The organism is Clostridium zhoujianii, assembly GCF_051590805.1.
In the GTDB taxonomy this organism is placed as follows: Bacteria; Bacillota; Clostridia; order Clostridiales; family Clostridiaceae; genus Clostridium.
The window spans coordinates 172833-198294 of the sequence record NZ_JBPUTF010000003.1; the positions used below are offsets into that span (position 1 = coordinate 172833).

23 protein-coding genes and 1 riboswitch are annotated in these 25462 nt (G+C 32.0%); of the genes, 22 read left to right on the forward strand and 1 reads right to left on the reverse strand.

Translation table 11 applies throughout. The annotated features are described in order from the left end of the window. Nucleotides 1-20 precede the first annotated feature (20 nt). The 6 genes from ACSYT2_RS15610 (at nucleotide 21) to ACSYT2_RS15635 (ending at nucleotide 7208) form a co-directional block, all read left to right on the forward strand. The gene (locus ACSYT2_RS15610) at nucleotides 21-1028 is read left to right on the forward strand and encodes an electron transfer flavoprotein subunit alpha/FixB family protein (protein WP_430857644.1); all 1008 of its coding nucleotides are present in this window, start codon (nucleotides 21-23) and stop codon (nucleotides 1026-1028) included. Between the two features lie 39 nt (nucleotides 1029-1067). Continuing rightward, complete coding sequence (locus ACSYT2_RS15615) at nucleotides 1068-1916, forward strand: 3-hydroxybutyryl-CoA dehydrogenase (RefSeq protein ID WP_430857643.1); 849 nt, start codon at nucleotides 1068-1070, stop codon at nucleotides 1914-1916. 183 nt (nucleotides 1917-2099) lie between these two features. Then, nucleotides 2100-2990, forward strand: a complete 891-nt coding sequence (locus ACSYT2_RS15620) for a sulfide/dihydroorotate dehydrogenase-like FAD/NAD-binding protein (RefSeq protein WP_438385139.1) — start codon at nucleotides 2100-2102, stop codon at nucleotides 2988-2990. Further along, a complete protein-coding gene (gene gltA, locus ACSYT2_RS15625) occupies nucleotides 2990-4378 on the forward strand; it encodes an NADPH-dependent glutamate synthase (RefSeq protein WP_438385140.1) in 1389 nt (462 codons plus the stop codon). The genes ACSYT2_RS15620 and gltA overlap by 1 nt, the downstream gene beginning before the upstream one ends. A 558-nt stretch (nucleotides 4379-4936) precedes the next feature. Beyond that, nucleotides 4937-6109 carry a Na+/H+ antiporter NhaA gene (nhaA, locus tag ACSYT2_RS15630; RefSeq protein ID WP_438385141.1) on the forward strand — a complete coding sequence of 391 codons (1173 nt, stop codon included), beginning with the start codon at nucleotides 4937-4939 and terminating at the stop codon, nucleotides 6107-6109. Between the two features lie 196 nt (nucleotides 6110-6305). Beyond that, nucleotides 6306-7208 carry a DNA-3-methyladenine glycosylase family protein gene (locus ACSYT2_RS15635; RefSeq protein WP_430857639.1) on the forward strand — a complete coding sequence of 301 codons (903 nt, stop codon included), beginning with the start codon at nucleotides 6306-6308 and terminating at the stop codon, nucleotides 7206-7208. A 65-nt stretch (nucleotides 7209-7273) separates the two neighbouring features. Here the strand turns inward: ACSYT2_RS15635 and ACSYT2_RS15640 are convergent, their stop codons facing one another. Beyond that, nucleotides 7274-7570, reverse strand: a complete 297-nt coding sequence (locus tag ACSYT2_RS15640) for an HNH endonuclease (RefSeq protein ID WP_430857638.1) — start codon at nucleotides 7568-7570, stop codon at nucleotides 7274-7276. Between the two features lie 167 nt (nucleotides 7571-7737). On the opposite strand from ACSYT2_RS15640, the gene ACSYT2_RS15645 reads away from it, so the two are divergent. The 16 genes from ACSYT2_RS15645 to guaA all read left to right on the forward strand — a co-directional run bounded on the left by ACSYT2_RS15645 (nucleotide 7738) and on the right by guaA (nucleotide 25331). Further along, nucleotides 7738-9231, forward strand: a complete 1494-nt coding sequence (locus ACSYT2_RS15645) for a 4Fe-4S dicluster domain-containing protein (RefSeq protein ID WP_438385142.1) — start codon at nucleotides 7738-7740, stop codon at nucleotides 9229-9231. Nucleotides 9232-9555: 324 nt separating this feature from the next. Beyond that, complete coding sequence (gene groES, locus ACSYT2_RS15650; RefSeq protein ID WP_430857636.1) at nucleotides 9556-9840, forward strand: co-chaperone GroES; 285 nt, start codon at nucleotides 9556-9558, stop codon at nucleotides 9838-9840. Nucleotides 9841-9853: 13 nt separating this feature from the next. Next, entirely contained in the window at nucleotides 9854-11473 is a 1620-nt protein-coding gene (gene groL, locus ACSYT2_RS15655) for a chaperonin GroEL (protein ID WP_430857635.1), read from the forward strand. A 305-nt stretch (nucleotides 11474-11778) separates the two neighbouring features. After that, nucleotides 11779-13476, forward strand: a complete 1698-nt coding sequence (locus ACSYT2_RS15660; protein ID WP_438385143.1) for a GspE/PulE family protein — start codon at nucleotides 11779-11781, stop codon at nucleotides 13474-13476. A gap of 21 nt (nucleotides 13477-13497) precedes the next feature. Continuing rightward, on the forward strand, nucleotides 13498-14715 hold the full coding sequence (locus ACSYT2_RS15665; protein WP_438385144.1) for a type II secretion system F family protein: 1218 nt from the start codon (nucleotides 13498-13500) through the stop codon (nucleotides 14713-14715). A 58-nt stretch (nucleotides 14716-14773) separates the two neighbouring features. Beyond that, nucleotides 14774-15187: a prepilin-type N-terminal cleavage/methylation domain-containing protein gene (locus ACSYT2_RS15670; RefSeq protein ID WP_438385145.1), complete on the forward strand. Its 414-nt coding sequence runs from the start codon at nucleotides 14774-14776 to the stop codon at nucleotides 15185-15187. Nucleotides 15188-15250: 63 nt separating this feature from the next. Then, nucleotides 15251-16012 carry a prepilin peptidase gene (locus ACSYT2_RS15675; RefSeq protein ID WP_438385146.1) on the forward strand — a complete coding sequence of 254 codons (762 nt, stop codon included), beginning with the start codon at nucleotides 15251-15253 and terminating at the stop codon, nucleotides 16010-16012. A gap of 45 nt (nucleotides 16013-16057) precedes the next feature. After that, nucleotides 16058-17068, forward strand: a complete 1011-nt coding sequence (gene pilM, locus ACSYT2_RS15680) for a type IV pilus biogenesis protein PilM (protein WP_438385147.1) — start codon at nucleotides 16058-16060, stop codon at nucleotides 17066-17068. A 6-nt stretch (nucleotides 17069-17074) separates the two neighbouring features. Beyond that, on the forward strand, nucleotides 17075-17629 hold the full coding sequence (locus ACSYT2_RS15685; RefSeq protein ID WP_438385148.1) for a PilN domain-containing protein: 555 nt from the start codon (nucleotides 17075-17077) through the stop codon (nucleotides 17627-17629). Continuing rightward, the gene (locus ACSYT2_RS15690; RefSeq protein WP_438385149.1) at nucleotides 17616-18263 is read left to right on the forward strand and encodes a type IV pilus inner membrane component PilO; all 648 of its coding nucleotides are present in this window, start codon (nucleotides 17616-17618) and stop codon (nucleotides 18261-18263) included. The genes ACSYT2_RS15685 and ACSYT2_RS15690 overlap by 14 nt, the downstream gene beginning before the upstream one ends. A 25-nt stretch (nucleotides 18264-18288) precedes the next feature. Continuing rightward, the gene (locus ACSYT2_RS15695) at nucleotides 18289-18825 is read left to right on the forward strand and encodes a prepilin-type N-terminal cleavage/methylation domain-containing protein (protein WP_438385150.1); all 537 of its coding nucleotides are present in this window, start codon (nucleotides 18289-18291) and stop codon (nucleotides 18823-18825) included. Nucleotides 18826-18839: 14 nt separating this feature from the next. Next, a complete protein-coding gene (locus tag ACSYT2_RS15700) occupies nucleotides 18840-19445 on the forward strand; it encodes a PilW family protein (protein WP_438385151.1) in 606 nt (201 codons plus the stop codon). Nucleotides 19446-19485: 40 nt separating this feature from the next. Then, nucleotides 19486-20634, forward strand: a complete 1149-nt coding sequence (locus ACSYT2_RS15705; protein WP_438385152.1) for a hypothetical protein — start codon at nucleotides 19486-19488, stop codon at nucleotides 20632-20634. Nucleotides 20635-20773: 139 nt separating this feature from the next. After that, nucleotides 20774-21913, forward strand: a complete 1140-nt coding sequence (locus ACSYT2_RS15710) for a hypothetical protein (protein ID WP_438385153.1) — start codon at nucleotides 20774-20776, stop codon at nucleotides 21911-21913. A 109-nt stretch (nucleotides 21914-22022) separates the two neighbouring features. Continuing rightward, nucleotides 22023-22120, forward strand: a riboswitch (purine riboswitch). Between the two features lie 148 nt (nucleotides 22121-22268). Beyond that, nucleotides 22269-23723, forward strand: coding sequence for an IMP dehydrogenase (gene guaB / locus ACSYT2_RS15715; protein WP_438385154.1), 1455 nt, complete (start codon nucleotides 22269-22271; stop codon nucleotides 23721-23723). A 66-nt stretch (nucleotides 23724-23789) separates the two neighbouring features. Beyond that, nucleotides 23790-25331, forward strand: a complete 1542-nt coding sequence (guaA, locus tag ACSYT2_RS15720) for a glutamine-hydrolyzing GMP synthase (protein WP_438385155.1) — start codon at nucleotides 23790-23792, stop codon at nucleotides 25329-25331. The last annotated feature ends 131 nt before the right edge of the window (nucleotides 25332-25462 follow it).

The window sequence follows — 25462 nt, forward strand, 5'->3', positions numbered from 1 at the left end:
TAATAGGAGGGTAATTTATTATGAATATAGCAGATTACAAAGGCGTTTGGGTCTTTGCTGAACAAAGAGAAGGCGAATTACAAAAAGTATCTTTAGAACTACTTGGGGAAGGTAGAAGAGTTGCAGATAAATTAGGAGTAAAGTTAACAGCTTTATTATTAGGTAATAATATAGAGGGACTATCAAAAACATTAGCAGAACATGGTGCTGATGAAGTGTTAGTTGCAGATCATAAAGATTTAGAGTATTATACAACTGATGCTTACACAAAGGTTATTTGTGATTTAGCAAATGAAAGAAAGCCAGGAATACTATTTGTTGGAGCTACTTTCATAGGAAGAGATTTGGGACCAAGAATAGCAGCTAGATTATCTACAGGATTAACTGCTGATTGTACTTCAATTGATGTTGAAGTTGAAAATGGGGATCTATTAGCTACAAGACCAGCTTTTGGTGGTAACTTAATGGCTACAATAGCATGTCCAGATCATAGACCTCAAATGGCTACTGTAAGACCAGGAGTATTTGCTAAGGTTAATACTGATGGAGCTAACTGCAACATAGAAAAGGTTGAGGTTAAATTAGGAGAGAAGGATTTAAGAACTAAGGTTTTAGAAACTGTTAAGGCTAAGAAAGATATAGTTGATATAGCAGAAGCAGATTTCATAGTATCAGGTGGTAGAGGAGTAGGAACTAAAGAAAACTTCAAGCTACTTGAAGAATTAGCTGACGTTTTAGAAGGATCAGTTGCTGGATCAAGAGCAGCAGTTGAAAATGGATGGATTGATGGAGCTTATCAAGTTGGACAAACTGGTAAGACTGTAAGACCACAAATATATATTGCTTGTGGTATTTCAGGGGCTATCCAACACGTTGCTGGTATGCAAGATGCAGATATGATTATTGCAGTTAATAAAGATGAATCAGCACCTATAATGAAAATTGCTGATTATGCAATAGTTGGTGACCTTTGTAAAGTTGTACCAGAATTAATTCAACAGTTTAAAGAGGTAAAAAACGCTGAATAGTTTAGAGGTAAAATAATAGTTTATTTAGGAGGAAATATCATGGAAAAGATTTTCGTACTTGGTGCTGGAACAATGGGTGCTGGAATAGTTCAAGCATTTGCACAAAAGGGATATGAAGTTATCGTTAGAGATATTAAAGAAGAATTCGTTGAAAGAGGAATAGCAGGAATAAATAAAGGACTTTCTAGACAAGTTGCTAAAGGAAAGATGACTGAAGAAGTTAAAGAAGAAATATTATCTAGAATTTCAGGAACAACTGATATGAATTTAGCTGCAGATTGTGATTTAGTAGTAGAGGCTGCTATTGAAAACATGAAGATTAAGAAAGAAATATTTGCTGAATTAGATTCTATTTGTAAGGAATCAACAATATTAGCATCAAATACTTCTTCTTTATCAATAACAGAAGTTGCTTCAGCTACAAAAAGAGCAGATAAGGTTATAGGAATGCATTTCTTTAACCCAGCTCCAGTAATGAAGTTAGTTGAAGTTATTAGAGGAATGGCTACATCTCAAGAAACTTATGATACTGTTAAAGCATTATCAGAAGCTATTGGAAAGAATCCTGTAGAAGTTGCAGAAGCTCCAGGGTTTGTAGTTAATAGAATACTTATCCCAATGATAAACGAAGCTACATTTATCCTTCAAGAAGGAATTGCCTCAGTTGAGGATATAGATGCTTCTATGAAATATGGTGCAAACCACCCAATGGGACCTCTTGCTTTAGGAGATTTAATTGGATTAGACGTTTGTGTTGCTATTATGGATGTTCTTTATAATGAAACAGGAGACAATAAATACAGAGCTTCAAGTCTTCTAAGAAAGTATGTTAGAGCTGGATGGTTAGGTAGAAAAACTGGTAAAGGATTCTACGACTACCAAGCTTAAATTAACCCTTATATATAAGTAAAAACTCCTTGTTTAAAAGCCACCTATTTTAGGTGGCTTTTATTGAAAAGATAGAAAATTAATGGATAGTATAATTTAACATATAAGTTGAAAAAATACATTATTATACTGTATAATAAACTATAAAATATCAAATAAGCATTAACATAGGGGGAATGGAAGTTGTATAAGATATTAAAGAAAAGATTGTTGAGTGAAAACATATACTTAATGGATGTAGAAGCACCGAGAGTTGCAAAATCTTCTAATCCAGGACAATTTGTAATTGTTAAAATGGATGAAAAAGGTGAAAGAATTCCACTAACTATTTGTGATTATGATGTAGATAAGGGTACTGTTACAATAGTATTCCAAACTTTGGGGACATCAACACAGGAAATGGCAAAGTATGAAGAAGGAGATTCATTCCAAGATTTCGTAGGACCATTAGGTATGCCATCAGAATTTGTACATGAAGATTTAGGGGAATTAAAAAATAAGAAGATTTTATTTGTGGCAGGTGGAGTGGGGACTGCACCAGTTTATCCGCAAGTTAAATGGTTAGCTTCAAATGGTATTAAGGTAGATGTTGTTGTTGGGGCAAGAAGTAAAGATATAGCAATATTAAAAGAAGAAATGGCAGAAGTAGCTGATAATCTTTATTTAGCTACAGATGATGGATCTTCAGGATTTAAGGGACTTGTTACAGATAAAATTAAAGACCTTGTTGAAAATGAAGGAAAGAAATATGATTTAGTTGTAGCTATTGGGCCAATGATTATGATGAAATTCGTTTCATTATTAACTAAGGAATTAAATATACCTACTATAGTAAGTATGAATCCTATTATGGTAGATGGGACAGGTATGTGTGGAGCATGTAGAATATCTGTAGGTGGAGAAGTTAAATTTGCATGCGTAGATGGTCCTGAATTTGATGGACACCTAGTAAATTTTGATGAAGCAATGAGAAGACAAGCTATGTATAAAACTGAGGAAGGTAGAGCTACATTAAAGGTTCAAGAGGGAGATACACACCATGGCGGATGTGGACAATGCGGAGGTGATGAATAATGGCTAATATGAATAGGATACCAGTATCAGAACAAGCTCCAGAGGTAAGGGCTAAGAACTTTAAAGAGGTTTGTTTAGGTTATACTGCTGAAGAAGCAATTGAAGAAGCATCAAGATGTTTAGGGTGCAAAAATCCTAGATGTGTTAAGCAATGTCCAGTAAGCATAGAAATACCAAAATTCATTCAAGCTGTGAAGAAAGGTGATTTTGAAGAAGCTGCCAAGGTTATAGCAAGATCATCAGCATTACCAGCAGTATGTGGTAGAGTTTGCCCACAAGAAAGCCAATGTGAAGGTGATTGTATACTTGGAATAAAAGGCGATGCAGTTGCAATAGGTAAGCTTGAGAGATTTGTTGCAGACTGGTCTAGAGAGAATAATGTTGATTTATCAGAAACCCTTCCGAAGAATGGTAAGAAGGTAGCAGTTATAGGTAGTGGCCCTGCAGGATTAACTTGTGCAGGAGATTTAGCAAAGTTAGGATATGAAGTTACTATATTTGAAGCATTACATGAAGCAGGTGGAGTTTTAGTATATGGAATTCCTGAATTCAGATTACCTAAAGATACAGTAGTTAAGAGTGAAATAGATAATGTTAAGAAGTTGGGAGTTAAAATAGAAACTAATGTTATAATCGGTAGAACTATAACAATAGATGAGTTATTTGAAAATGATGGATTTGAAGCCGTATTTATAGGTTCAGGTGCAGGTCTTCCAAGATTTATGGGTATACCAGGAGAAAATTCAAATGGTGTTTGTTCAGCTAATGAATTCTTAACAAGAAATAACTTAATGAAGGCATTTAAAGATGGATACTCTACTCCAATTAGAACAGGAGAAAAGGTTGCAGTTGTAGGTGGGGGAAATGTTGCTATGGATGCAGCAAGAACTGCTTTAAGACTAGGGGCAGAAGTCCACATAGTATATAGAAGAGGTGAGGCAGAGCTTCCAGCAAGAGCAGAAGAGGTTCATCATGCTAAAGAAGAAGGAATTATTTTTGACACCCTTACCAACCCAATAGAAATTATTGCAAATGAAAAGGGATGGGTAACAGGAATGAAGTGTGTCAAGATGGACCTTGGTGAACCAGATGAATCTGGTAGAAGAAGACCTGTAGAAGTTGAAGGGTCTGAATTTATATTAGATGTAGATACTGTAATAATGTCATTGGGAACATCACCTAATCCGTTAATATCATCTACAACAAAGGGATTAGAAATTAATAAGAGAAAATGTATAGTTGCATCAGAGGATACTGGAGTTACTTCGAGAGAAGGAGTATTTGCTGGTGGAGATGCTGTAACTGGAGCTGCTACTGTTATATTAGCAATGGGAGCTGGTAAAAAAGCAGCATTAGGAATACATGAATTCTTATCAGCTGACAAATAGGGTTATGTAAAATAGAAAAGATATGAGTAACATTATAAGTGTTACCCATGTCTTTTTTATATTTTATGTATTATTAGTAGGATAAAAGCACTTTAATAGAAAAAATTAATTAAAAAATTTTTGATAAAAATAGAAAGATTGAATTTATTTTAACAAATATAATTATATAGATATATTTTAAATTATATAATTGAATAAAAATTTAACTTTAAAGAGAATTTTTAATAAAATTGACTTTAAAAAGAATTTTTTGATAAAGATTAGAACTACTGATTTTTTTTGATAGATAGATATATAAAACACTAAAAAATATAGATTAAAATAATTAGCTATTAACAATATAAGTACAGGTAATATTTAGTGGAGTTAATAAGTCTATTTTAAGGTGATTATAAAAACCTTTTAAGGTGTTTCTATGCCGATAAAATGAGTTATATACTTAGATATGGTTGTTAAAAATAAGACAAAACTATTGAAAATTGGGTGTTGTTTTTTGAAAACACCTAGCATATAATTGTCAAAGTGCACGAAACAAAATGAGAAAAGAAGGTTATATTAATGGATTTTGTTCAACCTAAGTCAAAGTTTTATTGTTCAATACAAAAGATATTAAAATCAGAAGTTTTACCAGGAGCATTACTTTTAATCTCAACTATTATTGCATTAGCAATAGCTAATAGTTCCCTAGGAACTGAATATCACCATATATTGGAAGGTAAAATAATAGGTAACATAACAATACATGCCTTTATTAACGACTTTTTAATGGCTATATTTTTCTTAGTAGTTGGTAGTGAAATTAAAAAAGAAGTAATAAGTGGACACCTATCAAATATAAAAAAAGCTTCATTTCCAGTTATAGGAGCAATTGGTGGAGTAACAGTACCAGCTATAATATTTTTCTTAATTAATAGAGGGACAAGTTATTCAAATGGTGTAGGAATACCAATATCAACAGACATAGCTTTTGCATTAGGAGCATTTATGATCTTTAAAAAGAAGCTTAACCCTTCATTAAAGATATTTTTATTAACATTAGCAGTTGTGGATGACCTAATGTCTATTGCTATAATAGGAATTTTCTATTCTTCGAGTATAAGGATAGTTCCATTATTAATTGCTGGAATAATATTAATAGTTTTATTTAATATTCATAAAATTAACAAATCAAATAGCTTAGTACCATATATGATACTTGGTATATTCCTTTGGTATTTTGTATACCAAAGTGGTATACATGCTACTATTAGTGGTGTATTACTAGCTATGACAATTCCAATGGCTAAAAAGGAAGAGGAATGTTGCATACTTTCAAAGGTAGAAGAAGGATTATGTTATTATGCAAATTTAGTTATATTACCTTTGTTTGCATTTGCTAATACAGGTATTCTACTAAGTTTAAATTCATTTTCAGCTGATAGCAGGACATTATCATTAGGAATAATAATTGGGCTTGTTGTAGGTAAGCCAGTTGGGATTTTATTATTTACTATGATAGCATCAAAGCTAAATTTAACAGAGAAAACAAAAGGTGTTAAGTGGACTGAAGTATTATCAGTAGCTACCATTGCAGGGATTGGATTTACTATGTCAATATTTGTATCAGAAATTGCATTTTCTGAGATGTCTCAAGCTTTAGATTTAGCTAAGATATCTATATTAATAGCAGCAGTAATATCATGTTTAATAGCATTTATAACAATAAATATAATACCTAAAAAAGTATCTTAAAGCTGTCTTATGACAGCTTTTTTATTATGTAGAAGCGTATAATATACAATAATATAAGAATGATTTTAATTGATATTGATTATTATAAAATATATAATATAGGTAAAGCATTAGTTATATTCAATAATAATGTATAGTATTAGGGAATAGAGCGGAAGAATATAAAAGAGATTTACATATTATAAGAGGTGGAGAGATGGATTTTAAAAATATTATATATAAAAAGGATGAGGTTATTTTAGAAGGAGTTGAAAACTTTAATATAAAACAAATATTAGAATGCGGACAATGTTTTAGGTGGGAAAAAGTAGGAGAGCTTAACTACATAGGAGTTGCACATAGAAGAGTAATTGAAGTTATTCAGGAAGAAGATAATGTTAGGATTCTTAATACAAATGAAGAAGATTTTAAGAATATATGGCTTGATTACTTTGATTTAGAAAGGGATTATAATGAGATAAAAAAAGGGTTAGCAAATGATGAAATTTTAACTAAGAGCGTTGAATATGGATACGGAATTAGGTTATTAAATCAAGAACCTTTTGAGATATTAATAAGCTTTATAGTTTCAGCTAGAAATAGTATTCCTTCAATTATGAAGACAATTAAAAAGATCTCTGAAAGATGGGGAAATGCAATAGAGTATAAAGGGAATACATATTATACATTCCCAACTCCAGAAGAATTAAAAAATGCTGAATTAGAAGAGATAAAAGAAACAGGGGCATCATTTAGAAGTAAGTATATATTAGATACAATTGCTAGGGTTAATGAAAGTCTAGAAGATGGTAGTGATGAATATGATTTAAAATATATCAGTACTTTAACTGCAGATGAATGTCATATAGCTTTACAAAAGTTTATGGGAGTAGGGGCAAAGGTTGCCGACTGCATAATGTTATTTTCAATGAGAAAATACTCATCTTTCCCAGTTGATGTTTGGGTAAAAAGGGCAATGATGTATTTTTATGACGCAGAAGAAGGGTCTTTAAATAAAATAAGAATATTTGCAAGAAATAAATTTGGAGAGCTTTCTGGATTTGCACAACAATATTTATTCTACTATGCAAGGGAAAATAAAATAAAACTTGAGGACTAATATCTAGATAATATCGTACAGCTTCGAAGCTAGCAGTTTTACTGCTAGCTTATTTTTATATGTAATTAACCTTTTCTTCGGACTGCTTTTGATTTCTTTATAGTGATATTGGCATCGGCAGGTTGTTTCCTTATGAAATTAAGATATCGCTTAATTTTTTCATCATCCTTTAAGCGAGAAATAGAAAATAACCTTGCAGCAAGCTCGCGATTTGTATAGAGTGCATGTATTTGTTTATGACATACTTTGCATAGTTTAGCTGTGTGAAAATCTTTACCGCCACGTTCTTTAGGAACTAGATGGTGTTCAGTTATTTCTGGAACGTCTCTATCACATAACTCACATTTAAAACTTTTAGTCATAATAATCACCTATAAGTATAAATTTAATTGAAGTAAATTATATCATCATAGAAAATGAAAATCAAAATGAAATAGTCGGAAATTTTTAATGAAAATTTTATATTTTAGCAAGTATTTCATGTGATACAGCTAAAACAAATACTAAATAGTGATAAGGAGAGAGAGGTATGTTCCAATTTGAAACACAATTAAGCAAGTTAAAGCACGAAGTCTTAACAGAAGTAGCAAGATTGGCGAAAGAAGATAAATTAACTAAGGAAGCAATTGAAAAGGTTCCTTATGAGATCATTAAAGGGGATACAGCTATGTATAGGTGTTGTGTCTATAAAGAGAGGGCGATTGTATTAGAAAGAGCAAAGCTTGCATCGGGATTTCTAGCCAATGGAGATACCGAGGATGTGGAATTAATAGATATAAAACCAGATGAGCAGATTATATATGTAATAGAAGCTGCTTGTGATAAATGTCCACTTGATAGATATACAGTTACAGATTCTTGTAGGAGCTGCTTAGCTCATAGATGTCAGCAAGCATGCAACTTTAAAGCAATAAACTATATAGCAGGTAGGGCATATATAAATCAGGAGGCATGTAAAGAGTGCGGTATGTGCAAAAAAGCATGTCCATACAATGCAATATCAGAAGTAATGAGACCTTGTAAGAAGGTTTGCCCAACAGGAGCATTAGATGTTAATACTGAAAGTAGAAGATCAATAATAAAAGAAGAAAAGTGTGTTAATTGTGGAGCCTGCATGTTAGCATGCCCATTTGGAGCAATATCTGATAAAAGTCTAATTGTTCCAGTAGTTAAAAGATTAGTAGCAAAAGGAAAAATGTATGCGGTAGTGGGTCCAGCAATAACAGGACAGTTTGGAAGGGACATAGAATATGGTCAAATTAAAAATGCTATAAAAAAATTAGGTTTCATAGATATGGTTGAAGCCGCTTGTGGAGCAGATGCAGTAACAGTACATGAAAGTACTGAATTTATTGAAAGAATAGAAGCAGGGGATAGTTATATGATTAATTCATGTTGTCCTGGATTTCTTGATTATATAGAGAAGATATATCCAGGTCAAAAAGAAAGAGCATCAAGAACAGTGTCACCAATGATTGCTACTGGTAGATATATAAAGAAAAGAGATCCAGGTGCTAAGGTTGTATTTATAGGACCATGTACAGCTAAGAAGAGTGAAGCTGTTAGAGATGGAATAAAAGGATCAGTGGATTATGTATTAACTTTCGAAGAACTATTAGCACTATTTGATGCTTTTGAAATTGATCCAACAAAGTGCGAATCTGAGATAGTTGATGATGCATCAATTTTTGGAAGAGGATTTGGAGCTGCTGGTGGGTTAAGTGATGCTATAAATAACTATATAAATGAAAAAGGGGTAGATGCTGAGTTTAAGCCTATTAAGGTATCTGGAGGCTGTGAAATAAAGAAAACTATGACTATGGCGAAGGTTGGTAAGTTAGGGGGTAACTTTATTGAAGGAATGATGTGTGAAGGTGGATGTATAAATGGGGCAGGGACTATTGTACCCCTATTAAGGGCAAAGGGTATATTTACTAAGATGAATATCTTAGCTACAAGAAGAAGTGTATTATCTAATGAAAAAATTGAGGAATTTAATAAGGTTAATCTAGAGAGGCAATGAATATAAATAAGGAGAATGGATAATTTAAGGGATATGATAATTGATTTATTTGAAAAACTAAGAAAAAGTGAGTAAAGCTAGTTTATTTTAATATAATCGGTTATAATTAGAATATTTAGGGAAATAATATAGAAGGTAATATTTGAATAAAATTGGTAGAGAGGATATTATAATAGTAGTGTTAGCACTCTAAGATGGTGAGTGCTAATAATGACAAGTTCAATATTATTTAATTTTTAAATGCCTACAAAACATAAAATTCTAACTAGTGGAGTTAGAAAGAAAAACATAAATAAATTATATAAATTTTAAGGAGGGGTTCTTATGAACATTAAACCACTTGGTGAAAGAGTTGTAATTAAAAAATTAGAAGCAGAAGAAACTACAAAAAGCGGTATTGTATTAACAGGTACTGCAAAAGAAAGACCACAAGAAGCAGAGGTTGTTGCTGTTGGACCAGGAGCAATGGTTGATGGTAAGAGAATTGAAATGGAAGTTAAAGTAGGAGATAAGGTATTATACTCTAAATATGCTGGAGCAGAAGTTAAAGTTAGCGGAGAAGAATACACTATATTGAAACAAGAAGATATATTAGCAATAGTAGAATAGGAGGAGATTTATAATGGCAAAGATGTTAAAATTTGGTGAAGATGCAAGAAGAGCAATGCAAGTAGGTGTAGATAAATTAGCAGATACAGTAAAAGTTACTTTAGGACCTAAGGGAAGAAATGTTGTATTAGATAAGAAATTTGGTTCACCATTAATAACTAATGATGGTGTTTCAATAGCTAGAGAAATTGAATTAGAAGATCCATACGAAAATATGGGAGCTCAATTAGTTAAAGAAGTAGCAACAAAGACAAATGATGTTGCTGGTGATGGTACTACTACAGCTACCCTTTTAGCTCAAGCTATTATAAGAGAAGGATTAAAGAATGTAACTGCTGGTGCTAACCCAATGTTAATAAGAACTGGTATTAACATGGCAGTTGGTAAGGCTGTTGAAGAAATAAAGAAAATTTCTAAGCCAGTAGCAGGAAAAGAAGATATAGCAAGAGTTGCTGCAATTTCAGCTTCTGATGAGGAAACTGGACAATTAATTGCAGATGCTATGGAGAAGGTAGGTAACGAAGGTGTTATTACTATAGAAGAATCAAAGTCTATGGGAACAGAATTAGATGTTGTTGAAGGTATGCAATTTGATAGAGGATACGTATCAGCATACATGTCAACAGATACTGAAAAGATGGAAGCAAATTTAGATAATCCATATATATTAATCACAGATAAGAAGATTTCAAACATACAAGAAATACTTCCAGTTCTTGAGCAAATAGTTCAAGCAGGTAAGAAGCTACTAATAATAGCAGAAGATGTTGAAGGAGAAGCTATGGCTACATTGGTAGTTAATAAGCTAAGAGGAACATTCACTTGTGTTGGAGTTAAAGCACCAGGCTTTGGAGATAGAAGAAAAGAAATGTTACAAGATATAGCAATTCTTACTGGTGGTAGAGTAATCTCTGAAGAATTAGGTATGGATTTAAAAGAAACAACATTAGATATGTTAGGTCAAGCTGAAAGCGTAAAGGTTACTAAGGAAAACACAATAATAGTTAATGGTAAGGGCGATTCAACTGACATAAAAGATAGAATAAGCCAAATTAAGATTCAAATAGAAGAAACAACTTCCGAATTTGATAAAGAAAAGCTACAAGAAAGATTAGCTAAGCTTTCTGGTGGAGTTGCAGTAATCAAGGTAGGAGCAGCTACAGAAACAGAGCTTAAAGAAAGAAAGCTAAGAATTGAAGATGCTTTAAATGCAACTAAGGCAGCTGTTGAAGAAGGTATAGTTGCTGGTGGTGGTACTGCTTATGTTAATGTAATTAACGAAGTGGCTAAGTTATCTTCAGATGTAGCAGATATACAAGTTGGTATAAATATAATTGTTAGATCATTAGAAGAGCCAATGAGACAAATTGCAGCAAATGCAGGTGTTGAAGGTTCAGTTATAATAGAAAAAGTTAGAAATAGTGAAGCTGGTGTAGGATACGATGCTTTAAATGGCGAATATAAGAATATGCTTAAGGGCGGTATTGTAGATCCAACTAAGGTTACAAGATCAGCACTACAAAATGCAGCTTCAGTTGCATCAACATTCTTAACTACAGAAGCAGCAGTAGCAGATATTCCTCAAAAGGAAGCACCAATGCCAGGTGCTCCAGGAATGGAAGGAATGTACTAGAATAAATTAAGAGGTAAGTTTTCTTACCTCTTTTTATTTTACAGAAAATTAGTAATTATATTAGAATTAATAGAATAAATATTAATGTATACATTTTCAAAGGAATTTAAATGTAAAATAGCTATGCAACAAAAAAATATAATATAGGACTTAATTCAACTTAAAAGACTTTAGAAATTATTAACTTTACGCTGATTTTGTAGGAATTTGTAGGAAAATACTCCTAAAAAATACAAGTTAATTATTTCAATAAAAAGAAAAAAGATGTATAATTAAAAAGAACTAAAAATTGGTTGGTGAATAAATTGATTAGAACAAAAAAAAGATTAGGAGATATTTTAGTACAAGCAGGTAAGATTTCTCAAGCAGATTTAATGACTGCATTAAAGAAGCAAGCATTAACAGGAATGAGATTAGGTGAAATTCTTGTTGCTGATGGAATTGCTAGTGAGGAAGATATATTAGCAGTTTTAGAACTACAGCTTGGCATAAAAAGAGTTAATCTAGAATTTTTAAATATAGAAGATAGTGCAATAAGAAAAGTTCCGGAGGCTGTATCTAAAAGATATACATTAATGCCAATTAAGGTGGATGGAAATACAATTCAGGTTGCAATGTCAGATCCATTTAATTTAATGGCAATAGAAGATATAAGATTAGCAACAGGACTCAATGTTGAAAAGGTTTTAGATTCTAAAACTTCAATAATAGCAGCTATTAAAAAATATTATACAAAACAATATGCAGAACAAGTTGCTAAAGATTTAGGGGAAAAGGACAAAGCGGAAAAAAAAGTACAGGTTAAATCAGCAACGTCTTTAGCAGAAGAGGAAGCAACAAAGGATGCACCAGTTGTAAAGTTAGTTGATACAATTATTCAAAATGCAGTAAGAATGAAAGCAAGTGATATTCATATAGAACCTTTTGAGAATGAAGTAAGAGTAAGGGTTAGAGTGGATGGGGAATTGCAAAAGATATTAAAAATTCCAAAGGAGTCTCAAAATACTCTTAGTACAAGAATAAAAATATTAGCAGATTTAAATATTGCAGAAAAGCGAATTCCTCAAGATGGAAGAATACTTACTAATGTTGATGGGGTATCAACGGATTTAAGAGTATCTGTTCTACCAACTGTAAATGGTGAAAAGATAGTTATAAGAATACTATCAAAGAATTCATCACTTATGAATAAAGAATCATTAGGTATGCACAAAGATGATATGGACAAGCTTACTTCAATTATGCAAAATCCATATGGAATAATTCTAGTAACAGGTCCAACGGGGAGTGGTAAGTCAACAACACTTTATACGGTATTAAGTGAATTGAATACGATTAACAAAAATATAATTACGGTAGAAGATCCAGTAGAATTTATGATTGAAGGAATTAATCAAGTTGCAGTAAACAATAAAGCAGGATTAACCTTTGCATCAGGCCTAAGATCAATCCTTAGACAAGATCCGGATATAGTAATGGTTGGAGAAATCAGAGATGGTGAGACAGCAGAAATAGCAATAAGAGCAGCTATTACAGGACACGTAGTTTTAAGTACACTTCATACTAATGATGCACCTTCAACAATAGCAAGGCTTATTGATATGGGAATAGAACCATACTTGATTTCAACATCAGTAAATGGAATTATAGCACAAAGACTAGTTAGGAAAATATGTAGGAAGTGTGCTAAACCATATATGGCAAGTAATTATGAAAAGAAACTTTTGGGCCTTCCATTAGAGGCCAATATAAAATTACTAAAAGGTGAAGGATGCCCAGTATGTAATGAAACTGGATATAAGGGAAGAATAGGTATATATGAAATATTAGACATAAAAAGTGGATTAAGGACAGCAATTACAGAAGGAAAAACTTCCGATGCATTAAGAGATATAGCAATACAAGATGGTATGAAAACTTTAAAGAGAGCGTGCACTGAACATGTGTTAGAAGGTACGACTACCATAGATGAATTTATGAAAGTAGCATTTTTAAAAGAATAGTTTTGAAAAGAGGTGATACATATGGGAGTTTTTAAATATGAAGCTAGGAATCTAGAGGGTGCAGTTATAAATGGAACTCTGGAGGCAAATACCAGAGCAGAGGTAGTAGATAATTTAAGAGAAAGACATTATTATCCATTAGCAATAATAGAGGAATCTACTGGAGTTCTAACTAAAGACTTATCCTTTATGACTAAGATTACTATAAAGGATTTATCTTTATTCTGTAGGCAGTTTGGATTTATATTACAATCAGGAACACCTATACTAAAAGGTATTGAACTTAGTATGCAGCAATCGGAAAATCAAAGGTTAAAAGAATTACTAACAAGAGTTCATGGGCAGGTAAGAAGAGGACGTACTTTATCAGATGCATTAAAGTATGAGGAAGAAATACCTGAATTAATGATAAATATGATAGCAGCAGGAGAGTCTTCTGGAAAGCTTGATTATGTAATGGAAGAGTTATCAGAATACTATAAAAAGCAATACAAGCAAAAACAAAAGGTAAGTCAAGCAACAATGTATCCTAAGTTAGTTTTATTTTTTGCAATAGCAGTAGTTGGATTCCTTCTTGCATTTGTAGTACCAGGGTTTGTTCAAACTCTTCAGCAAGCAGGAGGAGAGTTACCAGCACCAACAAGGTTTCTTATTTTTATAAGTGCTGTATTTAAGAAGATATGGTTTGTATTAATAATGATAGGGCTTCTAGGTTATGGATTTAAAGTCTACTTTTTAGATAAGGATGAGGAGCATCAGATAAAGGTGGGAAAAAATAGACTTAGAGGTAGGCTATTTGGAAAAATTAATACTCAGTTAGTTGCAGGAAGATTTGCTAATACATTTGCTATATTAAGTTCATCGGGTCTAGGTATTATTCAATGTATGGAGATAGTTAGTAAGGTATTAGAAAATAAATATGTAGAAAAGAGATTACAGCAAGCAAAAGAAGACATTAAAAAGGGAAATGCTATTGGAAAAACTATAGAAGATTTGGGGATTTTTCCACCTATGTTAACTCAGATGATAACAATAGGTGAGGAAACGGGAACTATGGAGGAAGTTTTGAAGAGAACATCAGAATTCTACGATGGAGAGACAGAAGCAGCACTTGAAAAGATGGTTTCTACAATAGAGCCAATATTAATAATAGCCTTAGCAGGAATAGTACTATTTATTGTACTGTCATTAATATTACCATTAATGAGTATGATGGATGCAGTTAATGGAATGAAGTAGTGTATTAAAAGATATAAATTAAAATTTATATATATTTATAAAATAGGAGGTATTTATAATGATCAAAAATTTAAAAAACAAAAAGAAAAAGGGTTTCACATTAATTGAAATCATTGCAGTAGTAGCAATTATTGCTATACTTGCAGCAGTATTAGTACCTAAGGTAACAGGATACATTAAGGAGTCTAGAAAGACTGGGGTAACTGATCAAGCTAGAAAGGTTATTACAGCAGCAGAATCTTATAGGATAAAAGCTAATAAGCCATTAGATGGTGTCGGTGGAGTAAATTCAATGAATATTACTGCTTTAATTGGTGTTGCAGGAGATTTAGTAGATGCTCCTTCAACAAACAAGTTGAAAGGTACAATGTCAGTTGAACAATGTCGACAAGTATTGGATACAGAAAATTATACATTTGAAATTAATGATAATGGAACAATTAAGAGTGTAAATGGTGTTGCAATCAATTAAAATTAAGCCCCTTTAATTAAGGTTAAAGGGGCTTTTCTCAAATAAGTTAAAGGAGCAATAATTATGGAATGGATTGTAGCAATATTCATATTTTATTTTGGTTCCATAATAGGAAGTTTTCTAAATGTCTGTATAGATAGGATACCAAAAGAAGAATCTATAGCACTTCCGCCATCTCATTGTGGAAATTGTAATAATAGATTAAAACCTTTAGATCTAGTACCTATCTTTAGCTATATATTTTTAAAAGGGAAGTGTAGATATTGTAAAAGTAAGGTATCAGTTCAATATTTATTTATGGAATTATTTGTAGGATTTACCTATGTGTTATTGTACTTTAAGCTTGGATTAACATATGACTTGATAAAGTACATAGGATTGACTTCAGTATTAGTAGTAATTGCAATTATAGATTATAAGACTCAAGATGTATACACATCTACAATTATTGTAGGAATAGGATTAGGAGTTATATTCATTGTTATAGATTATTTTTTAGGGATAAATAATATTTTAAATAGTATATTAGCAGCATTTATACCAGGAGGTATATTATTTTTATTTGCTAGGCTAACTGGAGCTATGGGAGAAGGAGATGCAGAAATAATTTTTGTATCAGGTTTATTTTTAGGGTTAAAATTAAATCTATTTAATTTATTCCTATCTATAGTTATTGGTGGAGCAGTAGCAATAGTTTTAATGGGGTTGAAAAAAAAGGGTGGTAAGGAAGCGATAGCATTTGGCCCTTATATAGCTCTTTCATCATATTTAGTTATATTTATAGGACAACCAATTTTAAATTGGTATTTTAGTGTATTCTTTTAATAATAAAAGATAAATAAAAGCACTTTTATGAGGTGAGGTGAGGGGATGTTTGAAAAGGATTTGGTAGGTATTGATATAAATAGTAACAAAATAACAATGCTTATCGGAAACAAGTATAAGGTACAATTTGGGAGAATAATAGATACTCCAAAGGGTACTTTTGAAAATGATAAAATTACGGATGTTAAGGGAATAGCAGAAGTGTTACATCCAATACTAAAGAAAGAAAAATGTAGAGCAAAGGATGCAGCATTTGTAGTGAGGGGACAGGATCTAATTGTAAGACATATGGCACTCCCTATGGCAAAGGATGAGGTAGTAATGAGAGATTCAGTTAACTTTGAACTTAGACAATTTATAGGGGATAGAATTGAAGATTACTATTTTGACTATGAGGTGATTCATTACGATAAAAATGATGCAAGTGGTAATGCACAAATACTAATAGTAGCATGTGAAAAGAAAAAAGTAGAAGATTATATTGAATTAGGAAAGTTACTTGGGCTAAATGTAAAAACTATTGATATCTATGCAAATACAATAGCAAGAGTAATAAGAAATTTAAAACAATCAGTAACTAAGGGTATACGTTATATTGGTGTAATGGAAATTGAAAAAAATTCAACATCTATGTCAATAGTGGATTGGGGAAAATTATCAATGGAAAAGTATCAAGGATACGGAGTTGCCAATGCATCAGAAACAGTTCTAGATAATAGTATACAGTATGGTAGTTTCTTAGAGAGTATAAATTTAGTTGATGTAGGTGCAGCAGATGAAAAGGTAGAAAGACTGTTTAAAGATGTAACTAGTCAATATAATTCCCTTATTCAGTACTTTACAGCAGGGAAGATTAGAAAGAATCTAGATAGGGTTTATCTAGTAGGTAGTGGTACAAAAATTCGAGGAATAGATCAATATTTGTCAGTTAATATGAATAATAGGATAGGTAGTACGTTAGCATTTACAGATTTGAAGAATAGTGTAAAGTGTCCTAAAAAAGTTTGTCTAAAAGATTATATATTCCCTTATGGACTACTTTTGAGAAGGGAGTAATGGTATATGAATAAAGAACTTAATTTAATACCACAGGTATATAATAGGGTAAAAGAGGATAAAAAGAGGAAGAATAATGCTATTTTGGGTATTGTATTAGTATTACTAATAGTAATATTAAGTTTTGGATATACTTTTGGGAACAGTGTATATCTTGTTATGAAAGAAAAGAAACTTCAAGATGAAGTAGCTTTGAATAGAGATTTAATTTCTAAAGAGCAAGAATTACAAGAAAGTATTATTAGAACAAAAGCACATATTGAAAAAGCAAGCGCTTTAGTTAGTGTAAAATCTAAAAAAACTGATGAAGTATTTATAAAACTTCAAAGTAATTTTCCAGCATCTATAAAATTAACTAATTTAAATTATACCAAGGTAGGAGCTGTCTTGACAGGAACAAGTTCATCTAAAGAGGATATTGAAGTTCTTTGGGCAAATTTGAGAGAAAGTAAAGAATTTAAAAACTCTCATATATCATCAATAAGCCAAAATGAATCTTTATATGAGTTTACTCTTGAAATAGCTTTAGTATCAGGAGGTGTTGATAATGAAGCTAAATAAAACAGGAAGAGCCTTTAATAAAAATGAAAAAATATTAATAGGAGTTTTATCTTTTCTTGCAATTGCAGCACTTGTATATATATTGATTATTGCGCCAAGCAATAAGAAGCTAGAACCGAATATGGCTAGAATAAAATCTTTAGAGGAGCAAGTTAATAATATTGATTCACTACAGATAAGCATAAAAGATAAGGAAAAAGAATTAGATGGATTAAAAGGGCAGTATGATGAAGCAACTAAAAGTATTCCAAAAACAGACAGATATCCTCAAGTAGTAAGGGATATAGAAGGAATGGCTAGTTCTGCTGGGATAAAAATTAATAGTGGCAATTTTTCAAAGCCACAGGTTATTGCAGCAAACAATAATGCAGTAGATGATGGAATGCAGAAGAATCAGACAGAAGGATTAACTGCATTTACTGTAGCACTAGATATTACAGGTAATTACAATCAATGTCTAGAGTTTATAAAGTCATTAGAAAAGGATGAGAGGATACTAGAGGTAACAACCTTTACTCTTAATGAGAAACAAGATGGGGCAATTGGCATAGTATATTATGTAGCTGGCGGAGTAGAAGAAGAAAGTTATGATTTCAATTCAGGTGAATATGGAAAGTCAAATTTATTTGAATAAACCTCAAAAATGGAGGTGTTTTAATTTGAAGAAAACAAAGAAAAAAGGTTTTACTATACTTGAATTAATTGCAGCAGTATTTATTTTTACAATTATATCTATATCAGCAATATCAATGATTACATTAGGTATAAAATACAATAGTATAAACAGAGAAACCTATAATTCTGATCTGATTTCAAAGGCATTTATTGAGAATTTGCAACCCAATTTAAGTAGACCTAATTCACAAGTTAAATCAGGAGCTGTAGTAACAGCAGGATTGGCAGATGGAAATTACTATATGTATTTAGATGACTTATCTGAAGTATATAATTATGTAAATGACAACTTTTCTAAAAGTTATAATTTAAAAACTACAGCTTTAGATCCTAAAACTAAGTTGTCAGATATTATGACACAAGTAAAGAATGATCCAGATAAAAAGAAGTATACATTGGTAACACAGGTAAAGGCAAAAGATGGTGGTAAGATTTATGATGTTGATATATGGTGTTGGGAGACAGGACGTGGAGAAATAAGCGTTATTAATAGAAAAAAAGTAATTAATGCAAAAGTGTAAGTTGAGGTGAGTATATGAAGAAGAAAGGTTTTACTATGATAGAGTTAATTGCTGTAATGGCTATATCAGCAATTATAGGATTAGCAATTATGTCACTTATACTTTCACAAAATAAATTATTCTTTCATGTAAATAATGAAACAGTTTCTCAAGATGAGACTAGGCTAGCTTTCTCTGTTATGGAAGATGATATTAGAAGTGGTAGAAATAAAGTCGGAACCACCTTAAAGGTAGAGGAAATAACTATAAATACTTCAACATATAAACTTGCCCAGATAGATGGTGAAAATAAAGGGGTAGTATTATGTGGGTTTACAAGAAGAGAACAAGCACTGGAACCAGATGGGTCTGGTAAAGTAGATGCTACAGGGAACCCAGTTATGGTAGATGTTGCATGTGCATATATCTATTACAAACATGATTCGTCAGAAACTGGAAGCCTTGTTTTTGTAAGACAAAATTCAGCAGGAACTCATTTGAGTAATGTGACTACTATATCTAAGGACGTTAAGAAAGCAGAGGTTATGATAAAAGCAAACGGAGAGTATGTTATAGATTTAGCAATTAAAAAGGGTACTGCAGAAGAAAACTTCAAATGTGTTGTCACTCCAAGGAACTAAAGAATAAAATATTTATATGGTATTTGTTGGGGATGATTTTATGAAAGTTATGAGAAAGAGGAAAAAAGGATCAAGCCTATTGATGGTTTTAGCAGTAGCAATGATGATTATTGTTCTTGGTAGCACACTAGCTGGAGCAGTAATTTATGCGATGAAAGGGAATGCACTTGAAAAGAGAGATAAGGATTTAGTGTATGCTGCAGAATCAGGGGTTGAAAAGGCTTTACTAAATGTAAGAAAAAATGATGGACATCAAGAAGACGACTTTAATATGGATACTGACTTTGCTGATAAAAAAATTACAGTGGATGTAGTAGTTACAAAGGAAAGTGCTAGTGGGGAGGTAAGATATAGGGTAGTAAGCACAGCAAGAGATGTAAATGATGGCAAATCTCGTATCGTAAAATCAATAATTAAGCAGGGGTATGAGGTCACATCTTCTACGGGAAATTTATTACAATATTCAATATGCTCTAATAAGGTGAATATTTATTATTCTGGATCGCTTGATACCCCAGATACATTGATAAATTCTACTGGAGTAATCAATACTCAGAATATAGGACCAACCGGTACAGGAGCTATTACCAATCCAAATGTTTCCAATGATAATTTTTTGATTCCTAAAATAGATGGATATAAGTCATTAACTCCTGTTACAATCAACTCTATTGGGGACTTGGATACTTTGAGTTCAAATGCTACTAGCGGTGTTAAGGTGAAAACTTATGATATTAAATATGGGTTTTCTGCTACTCATACAGTTAAGTTATACTTTATAAATGCACCGGAATTAAATATAGAGAATAATACAGGGTTAGTTATTGATAAAACAGTAATTATATGTAGTGGTAATATTAATATCTATAATCCAGATCCTCAATTGCTTAGTCAGATGAATCCGGATAAAACATTTAATGGGATAAATACATCTACATTATTGCCAACAACTACATTGACTAGTTCTACGTTGGTAGGAGATGCTGTTAATGTATATTCTTCTACATTTAAATTAGAAAGACCAATTTATGATGAAGGAAGTAGCCTGAATCTAATTTATGATACGACAAATCCAAGTAAAAATGATTTGAGTGATATTAATAAAGTAATTGGTAAAGAGTGTGATGAGTATGATCCTAACTTAGGTGGAACAATTGTTTGGAAGCAAATAGAAATAGATTATGAATAGAATTAGAGTCTTGAGATTGGTGGTATCTCAAGGCTTTATTTTTTTGAGTTTAAGCAAATTAATGGAATAAGTTGTAATAAAGTATATTAATTTGGAAAAATATGATATAATTTGCTTAAAGGGATAGAGGAGTGAAGGTATGGGTAAAAAGAGAGGTAATTCAATATTGCTAGTGTTAGTAGTGGCGATGATGATAATAGTTTTAGGGGCAACAATGGTTACGGCAGTCACATATACAACAAAGATGAATAAAATAACTCAGGATGAAACTGACTTGTTGATATCAGCAGAGAATGGGTTAGAGTATGGTGCATCAAAATTATATAATGGAGTATTAATAGATGAAGAAAGTACAGATTTAAATGCATCAGATAAAATACTTAAGGTTAAGATTAAAGCAACAGCTAATCCTGTTGATATAAATAAAGTAACTATAGGAAGCACTTCATATGGGAAGAATGGAAAAGAACTGACGGTAAGCACCATATATAATAAGACTAATAATCCTTTAGGTGTAGGAAACGATATTTTTAAATTTGGGATTGCAGCTGGAGATAAAAATATAGAGATAACAGGAAATGGAGCTATAAACAATGGAAGTACTTCTATCAATTCTGCTCTTCCTGTAGAGGAATCTTTAGGTGGTAGTTATGGAATACCTGCACATGAAGAGAGTAATACATATGAAGCATTACAATTCATAAGTAATTTTAAACATAAAGATAAAGTAAGTGTGGGTAAAATAGGACAATTAATCGACGGACAGTTTACGGATGAAAATAATGTTAAAATTAATAGTAGAAAATTAACAGTACCAATTATTAATGGACAGTCTTTAGGTGATATAAATGGAGTTTGTTCTTTTGTAAGTGACGGATATACTATAATACTTGTTAATGCATCTAAATTAGTTATAAACCTTGATGGAGCCGAACCAATTAATAAGACAATTCTTATGTGTTCTGGAGAAATAGTAATACAACCTGATTTATCCGCACCAGGTAATGGAGGAGGAACTATAGATGGAACGAATTCTACAATATATGGAGGCAAAGTTTTGGTAGATGAAAGAGGAACATTAGATATAAAATTCTCACCTAAAAAGGGATTGCATAGTGCTAATGGACATGAATTGGATGACAGTAAGCTTTTAAAGGTAGAAGGTTACATATCTAAATTAATACCAAACTTTGGGGCTAGTCCATCACTACCACCAGGAGGTGGTGGAGGAGCATCTGGAACATGGGTTAAAGAACCAGATTCCTATATAAAGCATTAGCATATAGTTTATAAAGATTTATGATTTTGCTAATTAAAATAAAATGCAATTAAAATTTCATATTTTATTGACTTTATTAGTATATTCTATTATAATAAGTTTAATTTAAGACAGAGCACATTTAAAAACTCGTATATCCCCTGAATATGGCAGGGAGTATCTACCGGAAGCCGTAAAGTTCCGACTATGAGTGAATTAATATACTAAAGTTATAGGATTACTATAGGCATATTAACTTCACTTAAGTAAGTTAATGTGCTTTTTTTATACTCAAAAATAAGTAGTAAAATGAATTAAAACTTGCAAAATAAATAAATCATGAAGTTTTATCATTCAAATAAGGGGGATTTTAATTATGGCAAAAATATTAAAACCAGCATATACATTTGATGATGTATTATTGGTACCAAACAAATCAGAGATACTACCAAGAGAGGTGTCTTTAAAGACAAACTTAACAAAAACAATAAAGTTAAATATACCATTAATAAGTGCTGGTATGGATACAGTAACTGAATCTAAAATGGCTATAGCAATGGCAAGAGAAGGTGGAATCGGAATAATACATAAGAATATGTCAATAGAAGCTCAAGCTAAAGAAGTGGACAAGGTTAAAAGACAAGAAAATGGAGTTATTACTGATCCAATATTCCTTTCACCAGAGCATACTTTAGCAGATGCTGAAGAATTAATGGGACAATACAGAATTTCAGGAGTACCAATAACAGTTGAGGGAAAACTAGTTGGTATCTTGACAAATAGAGACACAACTTTTGAAACTGACTATACTAAGAAAATTGGAGATGTAATGACTAAGGAAAATTTAGTTACAGCTCCAGAAGATACAACTATAGATGAAGCAAAAGAATTATTAAAGACTCATAAGATTGAAAAGTTACCTTTAGTAGATAAAGATGGAATGTTAAAAGGACTTATTACTATTAAAGATATAGAAAAAGCAAGAATATTCCCTAATGCTGCAAAAGATTCTCAAGGTAGACTACTTTGTGGAGCAGCAGTTGGTGTAACAGGAGATATGGTTGAAAGAGTTGAAGCTTTAGTAAAGGCTAAGGTTGATGTTATAACATTAGATACAGCTCATGGACATTCAAAGGGAGTTTTAGATGCAGTTAGTAAGATAAAGTCACTTTATCCAGAACTTCAAATTATAGCTGGAAATGTTGCTACAGCAGAAGCTACAGAAGATTTAATAAAGGCAGGAGCAGATTGTATAAAGGTAGGTATAGGACCTGGATCAATTTGTACAACAAGAGTTGTTGCAGGAGTAGGTGTACCTCAGTTAACAGCAGTTATGGATTGTGTAGAGGCAGCAAATAAGTACGGAGTGCCAGTTATAGCTGATGGTGGTATTAAGTATTCAGGAGATATAGTTAAGGCATTAGCAGCAGGTGCTAAGGTTGCAATGATGGGATCATTACTTGCAGGTTGTGATGAAGCTCCAGGAGAAGTAGAAATTTTCCAAGGTAGAAGCTATAAAGTATACAGAGGAATGGGTTCATTAGCTGCAATGGCTTGTGGTTCAAAGGATAGATACTTCCAAGATGGTAACAAGAAGCTTGTTCCAGAAGGTGTTGAAGGAAGAATAGCATATAAGGGATATGTAGCTGATACTATATTCCAACTTATTGGTGGAATAAGATCGGGTATGGGATATTTAGGATCAAAAGATTTTGATACATTATATGATACAGCAACATTCGTAGTACAAACATCAGCAGGATTAAGAGAAAGTCATCCTCATGATATCAATATAACTAAGGAAGCACCAAATTACAGTGTAAGCCAGTAGATATTGTAAAATATTGCGAAATATACGATAATAAAGAAGAAAAAAACAATTTTATTGGAGGCAAGCATGAAAAAAGAGTTAGTTCTAGTTGTTGACTTTGGTGGACAATACAACCAATTAATTGCGAGAAGAGTAAGAGAGTGTAACGTATATTGTGAGGTTCATCCACATAATATAAGCATTGATAAAATTAAAGAAATGAATCCTAAGGGAATAATTTTTACTGGTGGACCAAATAGTGTATATGGAGAAAATACACCACAAGTTGATAAAGCTATATTTGAATTAGGAGTGCCTATACTTGGTATATGCTATGGTTCTCAACTTATGGCTCACATTCTTGGAGGTAGTGTTGCAACAGCACCAGTAAGTGAATATGGAAAAACAGAAGTTGTTGTAGATACAAAATCAAAGTTATTTAATGAAGTTTCCGATAAAACAATTTGTTGGATGAGTCATACAGATTATATAGAAAAAGCTCCAGAAGACTTTAAAATAGTAGCACATACACCGGTCTGTCCAGTAGCTGCTATGGAATCTGAAGCTAAGAATTTATATGCAGTACAATTCCATCCAGAAGTTATGCATACCCAAGAAGGAATGAAGATGCTTTCAAACTTTGTTTATAATATTTGTAAATGTGTTGGAGATTGGAAGATGGATTCATTTGTCGAAAAGACAATTGAAGAAGTTAGAGAAAAAGTTGGAGATGGTAAGGTATTATGTGCTTTATCTGGTGGAGTTGATTCATCCGTAGCAGCAGTATTACTTTCAAAGGCTGTTGGAAAGCAATTAACATGTGTTTTTGTAGATCATGGTTTACTTCGTAAAAATGAAGGAGATGAAGTAGAGGAAGTATTTGGACCGAATGGTTCTTATGACTTAAACTTTATTCGTGTTAATGCAAAAGACAGATTTTATGAGAAATTAGCTGGTGTAGAAGATCCAGAAACAAAGAGAAAAATCATAGGTGAAGAATTTATTAGAGTATTTGAAGAAGAAGCTCAGAAGATAGGTTCTGTAGATTACCTTGTTCAAGGAACTATATACCCAGATGTTATTGAAAGTGGCTTAGGTAAGTCAGCTGTAATTAAGTCACATCATAATGTAGGAGGACTTCCTGATTGTGTAGACTTTAAGGAAATAATTGAACCACTTAGATTATTATTTAAGGATGAAGTTCGTAAAGCTGGACTTGAACTTGGAATACCAGAAAAACTAGTATTCAGACAACCATTCCCAGGACCAGGACTTGGTATTAGAATAATTGGAGAGGTTACTGCTGAAAAAGTTAGAATAGTTCAAGATGCAGATGCTATCTATAGAGAAGAAATAGCAAAAGCTGGAGTAGATAAAAACTTAGGTCAATACTTTGCAGCATTAACTAATATGAGATCCGTTGGAGTTATGGGAGATGAAAGAACATATGATTATGCTGTTGCTCTTCGTGCTGTAACAACAAGTGATTTTATGACTGCAGAATCTGCAGATCTTCCATGGGAAGTTCTTGGAAAAGTGACAACTAGAATAATTAATGAAGTAAATGGAGTTAATCGTGTAATGTATGATTGCACAGGTAAGCCACCAGCTACTATAGAGTTTGAATAAGATATATTAAATATATGGATAATTAAATAGAATATATTAAAATTAAAGTTGCTATATGGTGCTAAGCATCATATAGCAACTTTTTTGTGGATACATAATATGGTATAATTTTAATAAATAGGGTGGGGAGG

What these genes read in the sequence shown, in the direction of transcription:
- ACSYT2_RS15610 (WP_430857644.1), top strand. Translation starts at nt 21, where the DNA reads ATGAATATAGCAGATTACAAAGGCGTTTGGGTCTTTGCTGAACAAAGA.
- ACSYT2_RS15615 (WP_430857643.1), top strand. Translation starts at nt 1,068, where the DNA reads ATGGAAAAGATTTTCGTACTTGGTGCTGGAACAATGGGTGCTGGAATA.
- gltA (WP_438385140.1), top strand. Translation starts at nt 2,990, where the DNA reads ATGGCTAATATGAATAGGATACCAGTATCAGAACAAGCTCCAGAGGTA.
- nhaA (WP_438385141.1), top strand. Translation starts at nt 4,937, where the DNA reads ATGGATTTTGTTCAACCTAAGTCAAAGTTTTATTGTTCAATACAAAAG.
- ACSYT2_RS15635 (WP_430857639.1), top strand. Translation starts at nt 6,306, where the DNA reads ATGGATTTTAAAAATATTATATATAAAAAGGATGAGGTTATTTTAGAA.
- ACSYT2_RS15640 (WP_430857638.1), bottom strand. Translation starts at nt 7,570, where the DNA reads ATGACTAAAAGTTTTAAATGTGAGTTATGTGATAGAGACGTTCCAGAA.
- ACSYT2_RS15645 (WP_438385142.1), top strand. Translation starts at nt 7,738, where the DNA reads ATGTTCCAATTTGAAACACAATTAAGCAAGTTAAAGCACGAAGTCTTA.
- groES (WP_430857636.1), top strand. Translation starts at nt 9,556, where the DNA reads ATGAACATTAAACCACTTGGTGAAAGAGTTGTAATTAAAAAATTAGAA.
- groL (WP_430857635.1), top strand. Translation starts at nt 9,854, where the DNA reads ATGGCAAAGATGTTAAAATTTGGTGAAGATGCAAGAAGAGCAATGCAA.
- ACSYT2_RS15665 (WP_438385144.1), top strand. Translation starts at nt 13,498, where the DNA reads ATGGGAGTTTTTAAATATGAAGCTAGGAATCTAGAGGGTGCAGTTATA.
- ACSYT2_RS15670 (WP_438385145.1), top strand. Translation starts at nt 14,774, where the DNA reads ATGATCAAAAATTTAAAAAACAAAAAGAAAAAGGGTTTCACATTAATT.
- ACSYT2_RS15675 (WP_438385146.1), top strand. Translation starts at nt 15,251, where the DNA reads ATGGAATGGATTGTAGCAATATTCATATTTTATTTTGGTTCCATAATA.
- pilM (WP_438385147.1), top strand. Translation starts at nt 16,058, where the DNA reads ATGTTTGAAAAGGATTTGGTAGGTATTGATATAAATAGTAACAAAATA.
- ACSYT2_RS15685 (WP_438385148.1), top strand. Translation starts at nt 17,075, where the DNA reads ATGAATAAAGAACTTAATTTAATACCACAGGTATATAATAGGGTAAAA.
- ACSYT2_RS15690 (WP_438385149.1), top strand. Translation starts at nt 17,616, where the DNA reads ATGAAGCTAAATAAAACAGGAAGAGCCTTTAATAAAAATGAAAAAATA.
- ACSYT2_RS15700 (WP_438385151.1), top strand. Translation starts at nt 18,840, where the DNA reads ATGAAGAAGAAAGGTTTTACTATGATAGAGTTAATTGCTGTAATGGCT.
- ACSYT2_RS15705 (WP_438385152.1), top strand. Translation starts at nt 19,486, where the DNA reads ATGAAAGTTATGAGAAAGAGGAAAAAAGGATCAAGCCTATTGATGGTT.
- ACSYT2_RS15710 (WP_438385153.1), top strand. Translation starts at nt 20,774, where the DNA reads ATGGGTAAAAAGAGAGGTAATTCAATATTGCTAGTGTTAGTAGTGGCG.
- guaB (WP_438385154.1), top strand. Translation starts at nt 22,269, where the DNA reads ATGGCAAAAATATTAAAACCAGCATATACATTTGATGATGTATTATTG.
- guaA (WP_438385155.1), top strand. Translation starts at nt 23,790, where the DNA reads ATGAAAAAAGAGTTAGTTCTAGTTGTTGACTTTGGTGGACAATACAAC.